The organism is Serratia sp. SSNIH1 (genome assembly GCF_002935055.1).
In the GTDB taxonomy this organism is placed as follows: domain Bacteria; phylum Pseudomonadota; class Gammaproteobacteria; order Enterobacterales; family Enterobacteriaceae; genus Serratia; species Serratia nevei.
In genome coordinates this window covers 5,058,804-5,075,768 of the sequence record NZ_CP026383.1, presented here as the reverse complement: position 1 = coordinate 5,075,768, position 16,965 = coordinate 5,058,804, and the positions used below count along the sequence as shown (strand labels likewise).

Sequence of the window (16,965 nt, the reverse complement as noted above, 5' to 3'; positions counted from 1 at the left end):
CTTATACCCTTACTACCTGTATTAACCGGTAAGAGTAGTAATCAGAACAGTATGTCCGTACTAAGATCTGATATCAGTATATACCGACAATAGTGACCAAGAATAGCCCTGCCTGTATGGCATCCTTGTACGGTCTATAGCAGACCGTAGGACCTACTGCAGGTATATCTTATGAAAACATATCAAGGTACGCATGGAGAACACGTTCTCGAATACAGAAACAAGATTAATAAATTATTATGTTATTTGACTAACCGTTACCCCAGGTTAACGGCGGTACGTGTCGATCTTCACTATCCTAAAATAGTTGATAATGGTGACAATATTTGTTGTTTCCCTAATCTGGAACCTGGGGTGATATCCCGGATGCGTGAATCCCTCAGGGCTAAGCTGGAGGCTGACCGTACCCGTAAGGAGCGTGAGGGTAAACGCATTTACCGTTGCCCTTTATATATTATGTGGGCAAAAGAGTATTCTGAGTCAGGCAAATGCCACTACCACATTTGCCTGTTGTTCAACAAAGACGCTTACTACCACCTCGGGGATTACGATCGGGACGATAACCTGAGAGGGATGATCACGGGAGCCTGGTACAGCGCCCTGAGGCTGGCGAGAGACGATCACCTTGGTCTGGTCCATTTTCCTGATAACTGTAAGTATGTGCTGGATACCAATAGTACTGATTTCCAGCAGAACTACCAGTCGCTGTTAACCCGACTGGACTACCTCACTAAAGTTGAAAGCAAAGTTTTTGGTGAAGGGGACCGTAATTTCGGCTGTAGCCAAATCGATCTGTAAGTCGGCATAGGCCTTCCCTGTATGGGAAGGCTTTTTCACGTCAGGGATAAGTGATATGTCCTACAATCGCGCAGATGAGTCGATAATCGCAAACGTAGAAGATTTCCGGATTTTCAGCATTTTGCTCGCCGATAAAGAAGACCCAAGCTTTATCTTTTAGTCCTTTGCCTTTGGCCTCTATCGCCTCTGTACGAGCAGCCTCCAGCTCTTTACGAACCACGGTACGCTTGGCTTTTGACCAGTTAGCCCATTCGATGTGGATCTGGTAGCTTCGGGTTGGTTTAGGTTTACCTGCCTCATCTTTTCCCCATTCGCCAGACAGTGGAATGATGAGTTTTTCATCATTTTCAGAAAATTTGTTCCAGAGTAGTGGTGCATAAAAGATCTTCGGCTCCGGGTAGGGTTGAACCTCTTTTCGGAGCTTTTTAAATGCCGTCATGTAGATTTGACCACTAATACCGGGAACGTTAAGCGACATTCCCCGGTCATGCGGGAAGCGAATGAAGGCACGGCAAATATTACGAATAGCATTCACTTGACGCCGGGATTGTCGTTCGGGTGAATAACCTTCACCAGATGCTGAGGATGCTGAACGCGTCGAACTGGACTTACTTTCACCACCAGCGATACCTGGTTCAACAACCGGGCGCTGTTCAATCAACTTTAATCCCGAGGGCATTAAACCTGGAGCACTGTCCAGTATGTTGCGGACACTCTCCTTCTGGCCCTGGCGAATTACTGTGCTTTCAGCATCAGCATCACATTCATGATGATGTTGAATATGGCGTTTCTTTTTAAAATAGGCTCTAACTTTTTTATCTTTTTCCCATGCAGCAGGATGCATGGTTATACCACATCCCCAGCATACGTAACCTTCAGTATCAACGCTATCAAGCAACCAAAGATCCTCTGCCTCCACAATCTCACGGGTACGTTTATCACGTGCAGATTCCATTACTTTCTCCTTATCGCAGAACGTTTGTATAGGCTTCTAGCCTTTATTCAAACCGCTGTTCCCTTTCACTATCTTCCCTTTGTTCACGTTCTTTTTGGTGTTCGACCCACTGACTCATTTTTTCACAAACTGTTTTGGCAGCCTCGGCGATATCTGGACGCTCGTGTTTACTCAGCGCACCGATGGCGCTTGATCTAGCTTGCATTATGTTCGCCAGGCTACCAGTCCAGGAGGATGGAGTGATTCGCTCAGCAAAAGACTCCAGCACAGCTAATGGCTCAGGAGAGGCCTCTAATAGTTCTATAGCAGCTTCGTGTAGGGTTAGTACATTCTGTTCATCATTCTTTGACCAGAGAGTCACACCAGCCGCAATGGCAGCCCAAACACTGGGATCATTTTTGGCACGGCACCATTCAATCAAGACGCTAGTACTTACATCAGCAAGAGGAGAACGGCGTAAACCGCCACGTCGAATAAAGAACTGTCTTCCCTGCTGCTTTTCCTCGGTGCATTCAAAAATGCAATTGAGAAATGATTCAGGCATTAACGCAACAGTTGTTGCTATAGTCTTCTCGAACCCCAAAAAATATCCATAGTGTTCATCAATGACATTGAAAATTGCGTCCAACCACTCAATTTTTTTTGCCTCATTACCATCGAAACGCAATGCAGCATCGATAACTCGCTCCATGTAAAAATCAATTGTCCCTCTTTGGCCTTTGTCGCTGTTTTTAACCCGCTGGATTGCAGCAGCAAGACCAATCAACCGAAAGTCTGCGCCAAGCGTATCTACCGATTTGTCTTTACCATGCAGTCTCATGGAGAGCGCATGCAAAATGACATTGTCTCCGCTTGCTTTACTCAGGAGTTGCTCAGCAAGCTCGAGAAGACGAATTCTCGGCAAATTGGCATATTGTTCTCGCCATAGAATAGGCTCATACATGAAAGGGCTAATGTCTGGATCATGCAAATGCTTTATGCAGCGATCAAAATCAGTTACCGTAAATGTCCGCCAAGGATGCAAGCCAACCAATACCTGTCGAAGTTCAGGATGTTGCGCACATTGGTCGAGAAACTTCTGTGCTAATGATGGATCGACAGAGTCAACTTCTTCGATGAATCCCCCAATAACTCCAAAGTCTTTGTTAGCATCTGGCTGTTTTTCAATTTGTTCAACAAGTCGCTGCCAGCCAATACGTAGATCATGTGCCCCTCGAGCAAGTCCTCGACCAAAGACAGCACGATAAGGCATTCCACCGATGGAGAACAGATCTGCTCCTAACGCCTCAAGTACATGATTTGATGCGGCAAAGTCCTGTCCCAATTGAAGTGCTTTAGCTTCAAGTCGTTTTCCGGCTGCGGTATATTTATCGGAGTCCTCATGATCAAAATCCGCATCCAGTGCCCAATAATCATGATTTGTACTCAACACGTATGTCTTTATTGTTGGAATTAACGCAATGGGCTCCAACTCCTTCTCTAAGGCAGCAAGATTATCCGGCAACGGCTCAACATCATCTCCATCGCCATGCTTGGTATAGTCAAAATAGACCGTTGAACGAACGGCTTTCCAACCTTCCCCCCAAGGACTTAAAGCATTTAATGTACGGGCAGCATCGACGAGTTTGTCTCGCATTGCTTCTTGAAACCAAATTCCCCTGAATTTGTCAGCTAGGATTGATCTTGCAGGCCTTTCAAGCTCAGGATCTCCGGATGCCGCTAATTGGATAATGACGTCAATAAAGGCGCTGCGCCATTCGACAAGTTCATCATAGTTGGGTTCGTATCCATAGTCTCTTGGTCGAGCTCCAAACTCACCAACCCCAAACCCTGACCACGGTGGGCCATCCAGGGCAGTTGACAGCATCTTTAAGCCCAAAGATCTACGCGTAATAATGCTTGATGCAATGCATTCGTTCATTAAAGCAATACGCTGACTTAGGGATGCATGAGTACCAGACAGATACGCCTGGAAAAACCTTGGGACCATGTTTCGAGCAGAATCCAGGTCATTATTATCGGCTTCGTCCTCTGCCATTTGAATAAGAAGCCCGGCGCATCGTTCAAAGGCGTTCGGTTCGTATGCCATCAATTGTAAAAGACGCAGAATACTACGTCGCTGAGGATTGTAGCCCGGTTCCATACCTTTGAAATCAGATGATGAGAGTACGGCCTCAACTCTGTTGAGCAATGCTTCAGGTGCAACCGGTCCGATATACCCAAGTATTCGTAACGAAATATCATTTAACTCGGCTATTCTTCCTAACATCCCTTTAGGCTGAAGCCAGGCTTCTACAATTTCTTTCGCAACAGGATGGTCATGCAACAACCCCAAGCGATGCGAAAAAGACATTAATAAACGCTCACAATCTGGAGCTTCAAAAGTCGCCCTAAGTTGATCAACGGGAATACTGTCGAGTGCGGATGCTGCCAATCTGTTAGCAATGGCATGAGGTAAGATAGCTCTCCAGTGCGATCTTTTCTGAACGATATGACGTTCCATCAGCTTCGTAACGGCTTTAAATAACTGGGTTCTGGAATACCCAAAAAGCGCCCCTAATATTTCCAGTTCATCGGTAGCAGCATCTGGACTAGATACCGAGAATGAATACACCAGTGACAATATTTCAGCTTGCTCCCGTAAATTACCATCAGGATGATTACGCTGTTCAAACAAGCGATTAAATAACTGCGCATCAGAAAGTAGAGCCAAACTCTCGCCTTCCTCCCCTCTCTCAGCTATAGCCAAAGCAACTCTTGCATTCCCATCTGCAAACTCAGCAATACGACGGGCATTATTTTGACCAATTGAAGGGAAGCGACGAATAAGAAGTTGCTCTGCCACCTCTGGACCATCTGTCTCAATATGGATGACCTCAGTTGTCTGTGGTTTGTCATCCCTAATGTCGTACTCGATCGTGATGAGGCTTACTTCTTTTCCTGCGGCTGATACCTTGCTGGCAAGCGAAGCATGGAGCTCTGACGGGCAATTATCAAGGATCATAACTGCTCGTCGGTCCTCAGCGATCAGCTTATCAAGCATTGCTGTAGCCGACGGTACTGGCTCAGAGCCAGTATCAACATAAATAGCTACTGTCCGGTCAAGCGCATCTGTTCCAACAGTTTCATCAAAGAGCGCCTGAACGATCCGAGTCTTCCCGACACCAGATAATCCTGTAATACGAACCGCCTTCTTCGTCGAACGAATAAGAGCACGCATTGGGCTAATTGCTTCATCAATTTTGAGTTTTTGCCCCTTTCCCGACGGTAAAGTAATGGTTACACCTGGGGCTGAGATTAAAGTGTCTATAACACCTTGGGGTGGATTGCTCCAAGCTCCGTAGGGTTGCCAACCGGAATACCCTTGTCCAAGCTTCCCTTTTACCCACAGCATGACTGATGGATGTTGGCGCAGCCATTGAATGAGTTTGGAACGGTCGTAGAAATCAAGATGAAGAGTGCTTTTGTTAGGATCATCTTTTACTGCGTCCCTCATCGCTTTGAGACGATCAGCCTTTCCTGACGGCGAGCAATCATCACCCAGGCTGACAATGATGTAGCTGCCTTGCTTTCTGGCTTGTTCAGATATGATGGGGGAAAGTGCTTTGCCGGTGCCTATTTCCTTCTCAATTGCAGCCTTTGGCATCTTATGTTTCTTTGCCTGAAAGACCGTATCAGGCCTTACAAGAAAACCAGCCTTCAGTTGATCAACTGGAATCTGAACATGGATATCAATTCCTCCGTCAGGGGCGGTAATTGAACCAGACCAATTTACGCATGCTGGGCTATGGCCATACATTGTCACTTCAGCTTCAGCTAGCCGAGCTATCAACTCTTCTAGCTGAGTATCGGAGAGCCGAAGTAATTCGTCCTTTTCAATGTCAAAGATTGCCATGCCTTCGCCTTAGTAAAAAATTTTTGCCCTGGTTCTTACACTATGGATACATATTCGTGCGCCCCGCACTCTTAAGAGCAAGCAAGCGCTGTTTAAGTTTTTTTGCTTTGCCAGGATGGAATCTGGCCAATAAATGAACTAGTCCCAATGTTTGTGCATAAGGGCCCTTATCGAACTCGATAATTTCGCCCCTAAGAATGGCTTGCTCCAAATGATGGACTGCCGATCGTATCTGACTTTGCTTAGCGGAAGAGAGACCGGGTTTTGAATTCACCGAAAGTTTGGTAACTTCCATCCGTTGCCCAGATGTTCTGATTTCGTGTTTAGCTCGTTTAGGCTGGTAACCATGCCTGGAAAGCATGCCATAAATCGAGGCTATCACATTCGTTTTAGCTGGTTTATCAAGAAAGTTTACTGACGAGACGGCGATATCATCAACGTAGCGGGAATAAATTATTCCTCTTGCTCGAAAACTGGCTTGCAGTGCCGGTTCATCTTTCCAAAACGCCAAGTTAGCCAGAAATGAACTAGTGATGGCACCCTGAGGTAGTTCCCCTTGTCGGGTCGTCAGCTTGGTTAAACATTCAGCTACTTCATTATCGAAGCCAAAGAAATGTTGCCATATGTTATGCACTATTGTGTCTGAAGTTGACGGGAAAAAACGCGTGATATCTTCATTAATAACAATCGTAGAACCAGCGTGTAAAGTTGCATTGGTTTTATAATCACAACCTTTCAGACTACCTGTCAAATATGCTGGATAAACAACGTAATCAAGAATATTGCGCCTGATATTGCGTTGTACTTTTTTTAGAGGTGCATATGCATCCCAAGTCTGGCGCGTACTTCCGTCAGGCTTAGTGATCGTGCTGGCGAGTCGGTACATATGGTCCGCACGATTGGCTAGATTAAGGAGTTCGATAGGAGAGATGTTCAGCGCTTTTGATAGCGCTGTCATACTGCTGATGCGTCGTTTGCTATAGAAGGGGGAGTCAGACGGAGTGTGAATCATTAAGCAGCTCCAACGCAGTACGCGCAAGTTCTCCCTGGAGTCCTTTATCAATACCGTTAAGATCACCGGCCTCTGCTGCAATAAAGAAAATAATGCTAACAGGAATGTTGAGAGCAGAAGCAATGCTGTTAAGGGTTGAAAGCGTCGGATCTCGCTTATTGTTTTCGAGCATGGAAAGATAAGAAACAGAACATTCTGCCTTCCGAGCTAAATCCGTCTGTGATATTCCCCTTCTGGTTCTGCATAACTTGATAGCCTGTCCGATATTCATAATTAACTCCGCAAATAAATATTGGGCCTGCTGCGTCTTGGCTCTGTTGCATTATTTCATCCAATCATCAATGTTTGTGATCAAACGAACTACAACGTCAATAATACGCAGTGCCCGGAAGACGATATCGTCAAACCGGAACCCGCTTCTTACCGGGCTGTCAAGATGTATGCGTAACTGACGCAATACATCTTCCAGCTCTGCCAGAGCGCCAGCATCGAGTTGGCTGCAGTGAGCATCGCGCAGCTTTTCAAGCGTTGCGATGGTGTTCTTTAAAGTATCGTGATTCATGTTGCTCTCCTTTGAATCGGCAAAACGCCGAAGCCCCGTAACAAGGCGATGGCCGAAAGGAGCCAACCCGATGCGCAAGCCCAACACCAGTCTTCGCGACGATGAAGCCCCGTTAATTCCGATAGTGCAGTTGCCTAGTAGCCGTGTATCGCGACTGGCTACAAATCACCATCATGACGAACGTGCTTCAGACTGACCGATGACGCTAGTCTGCCCGTCAAAATCTCCAACACCGGATGAAGGAGCGGCCTGATAAGCAGGCAATTACGCTAGACCTTCGCTGTTACGATGAGAACAATCATTTTAAAGAACACAGCTCAGGCGGAACGCCTGACCTGTGATAAGTAAAGCATTCCTTTCGGTATTTGGCAATAGAATTTTACTGTCAGTGAAATTCTATTGCCTGTTCAGTACACCTTTTATCTGCGGCTTCATGTTGAGTAGACAGAACCGCTATACTGGTTTGCGTTTGCAGCGGGTCCCCTTCAGTTTGCTTACGTAATAAGTTGAACTTGTGCAGACAAGGCTCGCACGGGCTTTAACTTGCTCTGTCTGTGAACCAGTGAAGCTTCTAACAATAGGACGATTGATACATGCATTTTTGGGAGATGGTGTGCGATGAGTAAGCTGTTGTTTCGTCTGGCGGCATGGCGTGCTCGCCGTCGCGCGAAGCCTAATGCTGATATGGTAAGGAATGAGCAGCCGGACGGAGGGATTGGGGCTGAAGCGCCGATTCGGACAGCATCCGAAGATCGCCTTAGAAGGTCCGGATTCGCGGCTCGTATAGCCGACGTGCTTTCGGAGCTTAGTTTGCGCGAAGGCCGAGTGTTCGCTATTCGTGGGGGATGGGGCTTCGGCAAATCATCACTGAAAAATCTTATCACCGAACGGCTCGATGCCAAGAGCAGTGGAGCGGACTGGCTCGACTTTAACCCATGGCAATGGGGAGACGGCGACGCAATCGCCCGTGCGCTATTTGGCCAGATAGCAGATCGTTTGGGAGGCGAGCATTCGAAGGCAGCACTCGACCGTGCCCAAGCACTGCGACGTTACGGAGCGATCCTTACCGGGGTTAGTAAGCCTCTTAAAGAGGCAGGGAGTTCAGGCCTTCTAATCTCAACAGTTCTCACAAATGCCTCGGTTATAGCGATCGCGTCGGCTATTGGATATGACCTTCCGACAGTTGCAAAGGTTGCAGCTGTTCTTGCCTTTCTCTCGGTCGGAGTGCCTCTTCTCGGACGCGTGCTATCGTATCTCGGGCGTGACCATAGCGGCGAGTCTCTCGACAAGGTACGCACAGCGCTTGAGGCTCGTCTTCGCGAACTTGACCGGCCGCTGGTTGTCTTCGTCGACGACATTGACCGGCTCGAACCTGAGCAGATCAGGATGTTGCTTCGGCAGGTAAAGGCAAATGCTAACCTACCGAATATTGTTTTTGTGCTCCTGTTCCAGCCCAGTATCGTAGAACGAGCACTAGATCCGGTTGCTGACAATGACGGCCGAGCCTTCCTTGAAAAGGTCGTGCAGGCTAGCTTTGATTTACCAGCTGTCCCGGCATCGTTCGTGCATCGCATGTTCGAGGAGGAGCTCTCTAAAATGGCGGAGTTCTACGCAACTGAGGCCAACGGGTTCTCTCAGAGACGCTGGGGTAACGCTTGCATTGGCTGCATCCAGCCCCTCCTTCGCAACATGCGTGACGCACGTCGTCTCATCTCTTCCATTGCTGTACACATGCCATTGCATGTGGTCGGCGACGTGTTCGAGGTGAACATTGTAGATTTCCTGCTTCTGGAAACACTCCGGGTCTTCGAACCTGACCTCCACGATGCACTGTTTCGTGAGAGAGGATTGGTTCTCCAGGAAGGGCGCTACTCTCGTGATAGCCGACGGAAGGTGGACCAAGCAGCGGCTAAGGAGCTTCTTGAGAACGTCTCAGAGGAGCGCCGCAATATCATTTGTGAAGCGCTTAAAGACTTATTTCCTCCCCTCGAATGGGCGTATGGGGGGACGAACTATGCAGACGGCTTTCATCGCCAGTGGCTGACGGAGAAACGAGTATGCACTTCGCGCTACTTCCCACGTTACTTTGAACTGCAAACGTCGGTTGGAGAAATATCTGAGCGCCGTTTCGTTGATTTTCTCAATGCATCAGCGACAGAAGACGAACTCTTTGCTGAAATCGCAGCCGTCGAAGCTGACGGGCTGCTGAATTCGCTCGTTGCGAGGCTCGATGAATCTGTCGACCGATTACCAACCGAGAACGCAGCTGTTCTGCTCCCTGGAATGTTCAGAATTGCTGAAAAACTCGCAGGCACGAACAGCGGTTCTTTCGACTCGTTATATGTAGCAGCATGGCGAGCGACAAGTTGGTACCTGAAGCGGATTCCTGAGGATGTTCGAGGCGGTTTAGCTCTTGAAGCACTCCGTAAAACTGAAGCGCTATCCGTTTCCTCAATCCTGATCCATCTCAGCGATCCCACCGATCGGAATGAGGGTGAGAGTAGAGCCTTCGAGCCAGCGTTAGATCTCAATACCGTTGGGGCAATGAAAGCTGAATGGTTGCGGTTAATAAGGATCCGCGTAGCAGACGGCGATGTGCTGATGGCTGAACCGGATCTCTTATCACTGCTCTATCGCTGGGAAAACTATACAGATTCAATGGATGAACCCCGAGAGTGGGTGAGGAAAGCAATTCAATCCGACTTGGGCTTCGCAACCATGGTCACACGCCTTATGAGCCGAGGTACGAGCCATACTTACGGTGATCGCGTCTCCACGCAGCACAACAGTTTCAATAAAGAGACAATTGACGACTTTATTGGCATTGATGTGGCGAAAGCTAAGTGTGATGCGATTAATCCTGCCCAGTTCCCTGAGCACGAAGAGGCCCTGCGAACGCTGCTTAGATATCTCGAAAAGTGGCTCGGATTGAGAGAAAAAGACATTTTTGATTCATAGCAGGTAGCTCCAGACAGCACCTAAGTGTAGCGAAACGTTACATGGCTGATACCGGATTACTGTAAGGTTGGGAAATATATAAATTTTGTAATTTAAATCAGCCAGTTGCCGATAGTGTGCACATCATCCTTAGACTTGAAAAGAATAACCTGACTGCCCAGTGAAGGCGTGTAACTCAATGCAAAAATAAGAAATCGAACGTCTTCTCTGGCAAAAAGCAGTCCATCAGAACATTGATGAGATACAAGTTGTGCTCAACTGCGGTGTATGTTTTATCATTAGGTAAAATCAAACATGTCCTCCGTCTTGTATATAGTAAATTCAATTAATTTCAGATAGATATTATCTCCGTGAATCCCCCGCAATCCCATACCGGATCGCGGGGATTTTTATTTTTCACGCTGAGAACTCTGTATGAATAAACCTCATGGCCTTCAGGCATTTGAACAACCGCTGGCATCTCTTCCGCACACGCTTCGCCAGCTTATCCTTGAACGTATTCAAAATCTGACCCACTACGAGCCGGTGATTGGCATCATGGGTAAAAGCGGTGCCGGTAAGTCCTCACTCTGTAATGAACTCTTCCAGGGCGAGGTCTCTCCTGTCAGCGATGTGAACGCCTGTACCCGTGACGCACTGCGCTTTCGCCTGCGCAGCGGTGACCGTAGTCTCGTTATCGTGGACTTGCCTGGTGTGGGGGAAAACCAGCAACGGGATCATGAATATACCGCGCTGTACCGCCGTATTCTGCCCGAGATGGATCTGATCCTATGGGTTATCAAAGCCGATGATCGCGCATTGTCCGTGGACGAACAGTTCTGGCATAGCGTTATGGTAGCGCACCAGAAGCAGGTGCTGTTTGTTATCAACCAAGCCGACAAAATCGAACCCAGCCATGAATGGGATACCACCACCAGCACACCTTCACTCCAGCAGCAGGCAAACCTCAGTGCCAAACAGAGCGCCATCACGGCAATGTTTAAACCGCATTATCCCGTCTGTGTGCTCTCCGCTCTTAGTGGGTGGGGAATGGAGGCGATGGTGGAAAACATGATGCACAGCCTGCCGGACCACGCCACCAGCCCGGTGGCGACACAGCTGCATGGGAGGCTCTGCACAGAGCCGGTAAAGTCACAAGCCCGTGACAGTTTTGGTGAAGCGGTGGGAAAGGTGTTTGATACGGCAGAATCATTGTCGCTCTTGTCCAGTCCCCTGAAAACTGCGATTCGTACCGTACGTGATGCTGTGGTATCGGTTGCCAGGATCATCTGGGACTGGATTTTCTTCTGACGCTATGCAGGCATGTCAATAACGCGGGGACATACCCTGTCCGTTTATGGTGGTTTTATACCGGGTAAAAGAACTAAATTCCCAGGCACACCGCGCCATTCCTTGAATCGACCGATTAAAAAAATCGTCTTCCTGTGTCCATACCCTGCCATACCCCCTTGTTACACTAATCCGCATCTTTTCAGTGAATTAGCTTACCGGAGAACGAAGTCTTATGACTCAGGCTGAACGTCGCCATGACCGGCTTGCGGTCAGACTGTCGATGATTATTGGTCGTCTGGTGGCGGGTGAAACGCTGGATATGTGCAAACTGGCCGCCGAGTTTGGTGTGTCGGTCCGCACCCTGCGCCGGGATTTCCGCGAACGACTGATGTATCTGGACCTCGAGTATCGTCAGGGCCGGTGCCGTCTGCTGTCCGGCAGTCGCCAGAGGGAACTGGTAGTAATGACTTTTGCCCGCCAGTCAGGCGTCGAAGCGCTGTTTCCGGAGCTGGATGGTCATCTTGTCAGTTCACTTCTTGGTGGTTCGGGCGAATCCCCCTGTCTCATCTGGCAGGGGAGCACTTCTCTGGCTGTCACAGATAGTGGAATCTTTACCCGGCTGGTGAATGCCGTCCAGGAATGCAGGAAAGTGACCCTGCGATGCAACGGATGTTGCTATACAGATGTCGCTCCCTACCGACTGGTTCTGTATGACGGTGGCTGGTATCTAACAGGAACGCACCAAACTCGCATCATCGCGCTGCCACTGGCGGATATTCGGGCGGTCACTTCCCATCCCGACAGTTTTACTCCTGATGCCAATGTGCGGGACATCCTGTCTCGCTCCGAATTTTTACAAGCGCTACCTCATTTTCATGTTTTTCATTCACTGCTCTGTGACGACAGTTACGGGCAACTTATCCATAAGGAACAGGTATGAAATTACTCACCACAGCCTTAGTGGCTATTGCCGTTGGGTTTAACATCAACCATGTGCAGGCTGATGTCTTCAGCGGCTTCCAAGGGAGTATCGATGGCGGGATCCCTGCCTACACTCGCGATATCAATGCGAATAACAAGCCTTACTGGTGTACTCAACGTAAGTTGTTGCAAAAGAGTTGTTCCGTTGTCTCCATCTCTTCCAATAAGCGGGTTGCCATTGTTACCAGCCACACTGGTAGTAAGGCCTGTCCTGGTGGCTTCTACGGCGTCGTAGACCGTGCTAACGGTGACGCAATGAATGTATTTCCAACCAAAGGTCAACTGAACATCGACCAGGTCTGTTCTGCCGATTTTAAAGTGGGCTTTATTAAACCTACTAACCGTAACACCCTGGCGTCTGTTGCTTTGTACTACAAAGGCAAAGTCGTCGAAGTGCTCGATTATTCAGAATAAAACAAAAAGAGGTGGTGTCATGAAACGTAACTTATCTTTCCTGTTCGCCGTACTGGCATTCACTGGCGTCGCACACGCGATCCCCAATATGTGGGCCAGCGGTTTTGGCATGGGGGTGACCGAATACAGCATTACCAGCCCGGAGAAAGTAGTTTTTAATCTGAGTTGTACCGGTAACCCGGATGAACAGAACATTCTGCAGCATGGCGTATTAGTAACCCTGCCCAATGGTACGATGCTGGATTCTCACGATGACGGAACAGAAATAACGGTGGTCATGGATAACAGCCAGTATCCGTTACCTTCATCCCTCGGCTGGAGGAATGGCGATAACGCCTGGGTGTCATTTATTGACGCGCTGGGTCAGTCGTCTAATTTCGATGTTTACGTCAACAGTAACAAAGTTGGCTCCTTCAAGCCGGGCCTGAAGAATACGCAAAAAGAGCTGTCTGATCTCAGTGAGTGCCGGACCACACACTACAGCGATTAGTTACTTACATTTCAGACCTCTCCAGACCGCTACGCACCAACACCAGATAGCAACAGGCCATGCTCCTTCGGGAACATGGCCTGTTTTGTTTTTATTTCATTATCAGATAAGGAGTTATCCATGCGATTAGCCAGCCGCTTTGGCCGTATAAACCAGATACGCCGTGACCAGCCTCTGACCCACGAAGAGCTGATGAGTCATGTCCCCAGCGTGTTCGGGAGTGACAAGCATGAATCTCGTTCAGAACGTTATACCTACATCCCTACCATCACCATCCTCGAAAGCCTGCAGCGTGAAGGCTTTGAGCCGTTCTTTGCCTGCCAGACAAAGGTTAGGGACCAGTGCAAGCGGGAGCACACCAAACACATGCTTCGCCTGCGTCGTGCCGGGCAACTGACCGGCCATCAGGTGCCGGAAATCATTCTACTTAACAGCCATGATGGCTCATCAAGCTACCAGATGCTGCCGGGTCTTTTTCGTGGCGTCTGTACCAACGGCCTGGTCTGCGGCCAGTCATTCGGAGAAGTACGGGTGCCGCATAAAGGTAATGTCGTCGAGAAGGTGATTGAAGGAGCCTACGAAGTACTCGGGGTGTTTGATCGGGTGGAGGAGAAGCGCGATGCCATGCAGTCGCTGGCGCTGCCAGCCCCGGCCCGTCACGCGCTGGCAAATGCCGCACTGAAGTATCGATTTGGTGAGGACCACCAGCCGGTCACGGTATCGCAGTTGCTGACCCCACGTCGCCGGGAGGACTACAGCGATGACCTGTGGACCGTATACCAGCGCGTGCAGGAGAACCTGATGAAAGGAGGTCTGTCAGGGCGAACCGCTCAGGGGAAAAGTAGCCGCACCCGTGCTGTTACCGGTATTGATGGCGATGTGAAGCTCAATCGCGCCCTGTGGGTTATGGCAGAAAATATGCTCGAATTTTTCGGGCATTAAACAGCAGTTCCGGCATAAGGAGATAGTTTGATGGATACACAAAACCTTCAGTTCGCTGAGCAGACAGCAATTACGGCCTCAGTAGTCCCTGACGAGTTTCGCATTGGCTTCTGGCCCCAGCACTTTGGCTCCATCCCACAATGGATAACCCTTGAGCCCCGAATCTTTGGCTGGATGGACCGTCTGTGTGCCGATTACCGCGGTAGTATCTGGAACTTTGCGACGCTCAGTAACGGCGGCGCTTTTATGGCTCCTGAGTCAGAGCTCAATGAGAAGTGGGCATTGTTCAACAGCATGAACGGCAACGGCGCGGAACTTACTGGAGAAGCGGCAGGTATAGTCGCCTGCCTGATGGCATACAGCCGCCATTCCTGTCGTACCGAATGTGACGCGATGACTGAGCACTATTATCACTTACGTGACTTCGCGCTGAACCATCCAGAGTGCAGCGCCATTATGCATCTAATCGACTGAGGAATGCTGACATGAATACCGCATTATCCCAGGTGTTATCACAGCCTGAACTTTTTCCACTGACGGTTATGGCCCAGCATGGTTGCCTGCTTCCTGCGACATCCGGATTGACACCCTATGCCCAACGCACCATCCGCCGGGCCATCAATCTGCTGGATAAATATCTGCGCCAGCCTGGAATAGCCTTTACTTCAAGCACTGCTGCCCGTGACTGGCTTCGGCTACAGCTGGCAGGACAAGAACGGGAAGTGTTTATGGTGCTCTATCTCGATAACCAACACCGTTTACTGGAAAGCGAAACACTGTTTGCCGGTTCAGTTAATCATGTGCAGGTCCATCCCCGTGAGGTAGTGAAGTCAGCACTTCGCTTCAATGCCGCATCTGTTGTACTGGCGCATAACCATCCATCCGGCGATCCGGAGCCCAGCAAAGCCGATCGCCATATGACTGACAAACTGAAGGAGGCGCTGGGACTGGTTGATGTGAACATGCTCGATCATCTGGTCATTGGTTCAGAGGACATTGTGTCGTTTGCAGAGCGAGGCTGGATATGAGGGTACTTCAATGAAATCTACTGACTCAGAGAACGATTCATTTCTCCAGTGGGGGTTGAATCGTAATGTGACGCCTTGTTTTGGCGCTCGTCTGGTACAGGAGGGAAACCGACTGCACTATCTGGCTGACCGGGCTAGCATTACCGGTAAATTCATTAACGCAGAATATTTGAAGTTGGATGAAATATTCCCGCATTTTATCAGCCAGATGGAATCGATGCTGACAAATGGTGAAATGAATCCTCGCCATGCCCACTGCGTCACCCTATACCACAACGGTTTCACCTGCGAAGCCGATACACTTGGCAGTTGCGGCTACGTATACATCGCCGTTTACCCCACTCAACGTTAACTAACCCCACAAGAGCAAACATGAAAACTCTACGTGCTACAATTTCGCGGGCGGCGAAGCCCCATCTGTCGCCCGTGGCTGTCTGGCAAATGTTACTGACACGCCTGCTGGAACAGCACTATGGCCTGACACTGAACGACACGCCGTTCAGTGATGAAACTGTTATTAAGGAACATATTGATGCCGGGATTACCCTGGCCGATGCAGTCAACTTCCTGGTGGATAAGTATGAACTGGTTCGTATCGATCGCAGGGGGTTTAACTGGCAGGAGCAATCCCCTTATCTTCGGGCGGTAGATATCCTGCGAGCACGACAAGCAACTGGCTTGTTGCGACAGAGCCGTAATAACGCTGTATCGTGAATATTACGGGCAGTACTTCTGGCTTTTATCACTATCCGGGGATGCTTGCAGCGAGATAAAGAGGACAGGGAGGTAATTCCTTACCTGACCCATTACCTGACCCAAATCGCATCCAAAGAAAAAGGAGTCAGACGATTTCTCATCTAACTCCTTGTTTTGTTTGGTGGCCCCTCCCCGGCTTGAACGGGGGACCAAGCGATTATGAGTCGCCTGCTCTAACCACTGAGCTAAGGGGCCAAGCCGCGAGATTATAGGGAATCCTTAAGCGGCGGTCTACAGTTACCCGCCCGTATGTTGCTTTTCTGCACAGTTCTAGCCTGTTGTAATTGCTGGCGGATTTTGCGATAACCGCAGTAAATCCCTGCAATGGACTCACAATACTCATGGAACTTCTGGCGCCTGGCCTGCGGGTGGTGTTTTGCGGCATCAACCCCGGCCTTTCTTCCGCCCATCAGGGCTACCCTTTCGCCAACGGCAGCAACCGCTTCTGGAAGGTGCTCCATCAGGCCGGCTTTACCGAGTGCCAGTTGGCACCGGAGCAGTGGCAGCAGCTGAAGGATAACGGCTGCGGCATTACCGCGCTGGTGGCGCGCCCGACGGTGGCGGCCAGCGAGCTGTCGCGCGACGAGCTGCGCAGCGGTGGCGAGGTGCTGCAAGAGAAAATCCTGCGCTATCAGCCGCGCGCGCTGGCGATTTTGGGCAAGCAGGCGTTCGCCACCGCCTTCGGGGTGAAAAACGCGCCCTGGGGCAAGCAGGCGCTGACGCTGGGGGAAACCGAGGTGTGGGTATTGCCTAACCCCAGCGGATTGAACCGCGCCACGCTGGAGCAGCTTACCGCCAGCTATCGCGAGCTGTTCCTGGCGTTGCAATGATGTGGCGGGGCGTATTCAGGGCATAAAAAAACCCCGGCAGGCCGGGGTTTTTGTTTTTGGTGCGGCAGCCGG

The 16,965-nt window shown here is 49.6% G+C and carries 17 protein-coding genes and 1 tRNA gene; 12 read left to right on the top strand and 6 right to left on the bottom strand.

What is annotated here, in order from left to right; all coding sequences use genetic code 11:
* Positions 1-171: 171 nt before the first annotated feature.
* Positions 172-798: an inovirus Gp2 family protein gene (locus tag C3F38_RS24425; RefSeq protein WP_055317695.1), complete on the top strand. Its 627-nt coding sequence runs from the start codon at positions 172-174 to the stop codon at positions 796-798.
* 40 nt (positions 799-838) lie between these two features.
* Here C3F38_RS24425 and C3F38_RS24420 read toward each other — a convergent pair whose 3' ends face one another.
* From C3F38_RS24420 to C3F38_RS24400, 5 genes are read right to left on the bottom strand one after another with little or no spacing between them, the layout of a single operon-like run.
* Positions 839-1,753 (bottom strand): hypothetical protein, encoded by a 915-nt coding sequence (locus C3F38_RS24420; RefSeq protein ID WP_055317696.1) that lies wholly within the window; start codon positions 1,751-1,753, stop codon positions 839-841.
* Between the two features lie 43 nt (positions 1,754-1,796).
* A complete protein-coding gene (locus C3F38_RS24415) occupies positions 1,797-5,648 on the bottom strand; it encodes a hypothetical protein (protein ID WP_057523620.1) in 3,852 nt (1,283 codons plus the stop codon).
* A gap of 40 nt (positions 5,649-5,688) precedes the next feature.
* Positions 5,689-6,660, bottom strand: a complete 972-nt coding sequence (locus tag C3F38_RS24410; protein WP_071934108.1) for a reverse transcriptase family protein — start codon at positions 6,658-6,660, stop codon at positions 5,689-5,691.
* The gene (locus tag C3F38_RS24405) at positions 6,641-6,931 is read right to left on the bottom strand and encodes a helix-turn-helix domain-containing protein (RefSeq protein WP_004104673.1); all 291 of its coding nucleotides are present in this window, start codon (positions 6,929-6,931) and stop codon (positions 6,641-6,643) included. The genes C3F38_RS24410 and C3F38_RS24405 overlap by 20 nt, the downstream gene beginning before the upstream one ends.
* 51 nt (positions 6,932-6,982) lie before the next feature.
* Positions 6,983-7,222 carry a hypothetical protein gene (locus C3F38_RS24400; protein WP_055317743.1) on the bottom strand — a complete coding sequence of 80 codons (240 nt, stop codon included), beginning with the start codon at positions 7,220-7,222 and terminating at the stop codon, positions 6,983-6,985.
* Positions 7,223-7,840: 618 nt separating this feature from the next.
* On the opposite strand from C3F38_RS24400, the gene C3F38_RS24395 reads away from it, so the two are divergent.
* From C3F38_RS24395 to C3F38_RS24350, 10 genes are all read left to right on the top strand, one after another.
* Positions 7,841-10,180, top strand: coding sequence for a P-loop NTPase fold protein (locus C3F38_RS24395; protein ID WP_103767442.1), 2,340 nt, complete (start codon positions 7,841-7,843; stop codon positions 10,178-10,180).
* A gap of 414 nt (positions 10,181-10,594) precedes the next feature.
* Positions 10,595-11,470 carry a GTPase family protein gene (locus C3F38_RS24390; RefSeq protein ID WP_055317646.1) on the top strand — a complete coding sequence of 292 codons (876 nt, stop codon included), beginning with the start codon at positions 10,595-10,597 and terminating at the stop codon, positions 11,468-11,470.
* A 214-nt stretch (positions 11,471-11,684) separates the two neighbouring features.
* Positions 11,685-12,392 (top strand): YafY family protein, encoded by a 708-nt coding sequence (locus C3F38_RS24385; RefSeq protein ID WP_055317645.1) that lies wholly within the window; start codon positions 11,685-11,687, stop codon positions 12,390-12,392.
* On the top strand, positions 12,389-12,847 hold the full coding sequence (locus tag C3F38_RS24380; RefSeq protein ID WP_055317644.1) for a hypothetical protein: 459 nt from the start codon (positions 12,389-12,391) through the stop codon (positions 12,845-12,847). The genes C3F38_RS24385 and C3F38_RS24380 overlap by 4 nt, the downstream gene beginning before the upstream one ends.
* Before the next feature lie 19 nt (positions 12,848-12,866).
* Positions 12,867-13,337 (top strand): hypothetical protein, encoded by a 471-nt coding sequence (locus C3F38_RS24375; RefSeq protein WP_055317643.1) that lies wholly within the window; start codon positions 12,867-12,869, stop codon positions 13,335-13,337.
* A gap of 120 nt (positions 13,338-13,457) precedes the next feature.
* Positions 13,458-14,279 carry a DUF932 domain-containing protein gene (locus tag C3F38_RS24370; protein ID WP_055317642.1) on the top strand — a complete coding sequence of 274 codons (822 nt, stop codon included), beginning with the start codon at positions 13,458-13,460 and terminating at the stop codon, positions 14,277-14,279.
* Positions 14,280-14,309: 30 nt separating this feature from the next.
* On the top strand, positions 14,310-14,753 hold the full coding sequence (locus C3F38_RS24365; RefSeq protein ID WP_055317641.1) for an antirestriction protein: 444 nt from the start codon (positions 14,310-14,312) through the stop codon (positions 14,751-14,753).
* Positions 14,754-14,764: 11 nt separating this feature from the next.
* Positions 14,765-15,307: a DNA repair protein RadC gene (gene radC, locus C3F38_RS24360; protein ID WP_055317640.1), complete on the top strand. Its 543-nt coding sequence runs from the start codon at positions 14,765-14,767 to the stop codon at positions 15,305-15,307.
* Positions 15,308-15,317: 10 nt separating this feature from the next.
* The gene (locus C3F38_RS24355) at positions 15,318-15,659 is read left to right on the top strand and encodes a type IV toxin-antitoxin system YeeU family antitoxin (protein ID WP_055317639.1); all 342 of its coding nucleotides are present in this window, start codon (positions 15,318-15,320) and stop codon (positions 15,657-15,659) included.
* A gap of 20 nt (positions 15,660-15,679) precedes the next feature.
* A complete protein-coding gene (locus C3F38_RS24350) occupies positions 15,680-16,021 on the top strand; it encodes a TA system toxin CbtA family protein (protein WP_055317638.1) in 342 nt (113 codons plus the stop codon).
* A gap of 161 nt (positions 16,022-16,182) precedes the next feature.
* Here C3F38_RS24350 and C3F38_RS24345 read toward each other — a convergent pair.
* Positions 16,183-16,258 (bottom strand) — tRNA-Ile (locus C3F38_RS24345).
* 146 nt (positions 16,259-16,404) lie between these two features.
* On the opposite strand from C3F38_RS24345, the gene mug reads away from it, so the two are divergent.
* Complete coding sequence (mug, locus tag C3F38_RS24340) at positions 16,405-16,893, top strand: G/U mismatch-specific DNA glycosylase (protein ID WP_055317637.1); 489 nt, start codon at positions 16,405-16,407, stop codon at positions 16,891-16,893.
* Positions 16,894-16,965 lie beyond the last annotated feature (72 nt).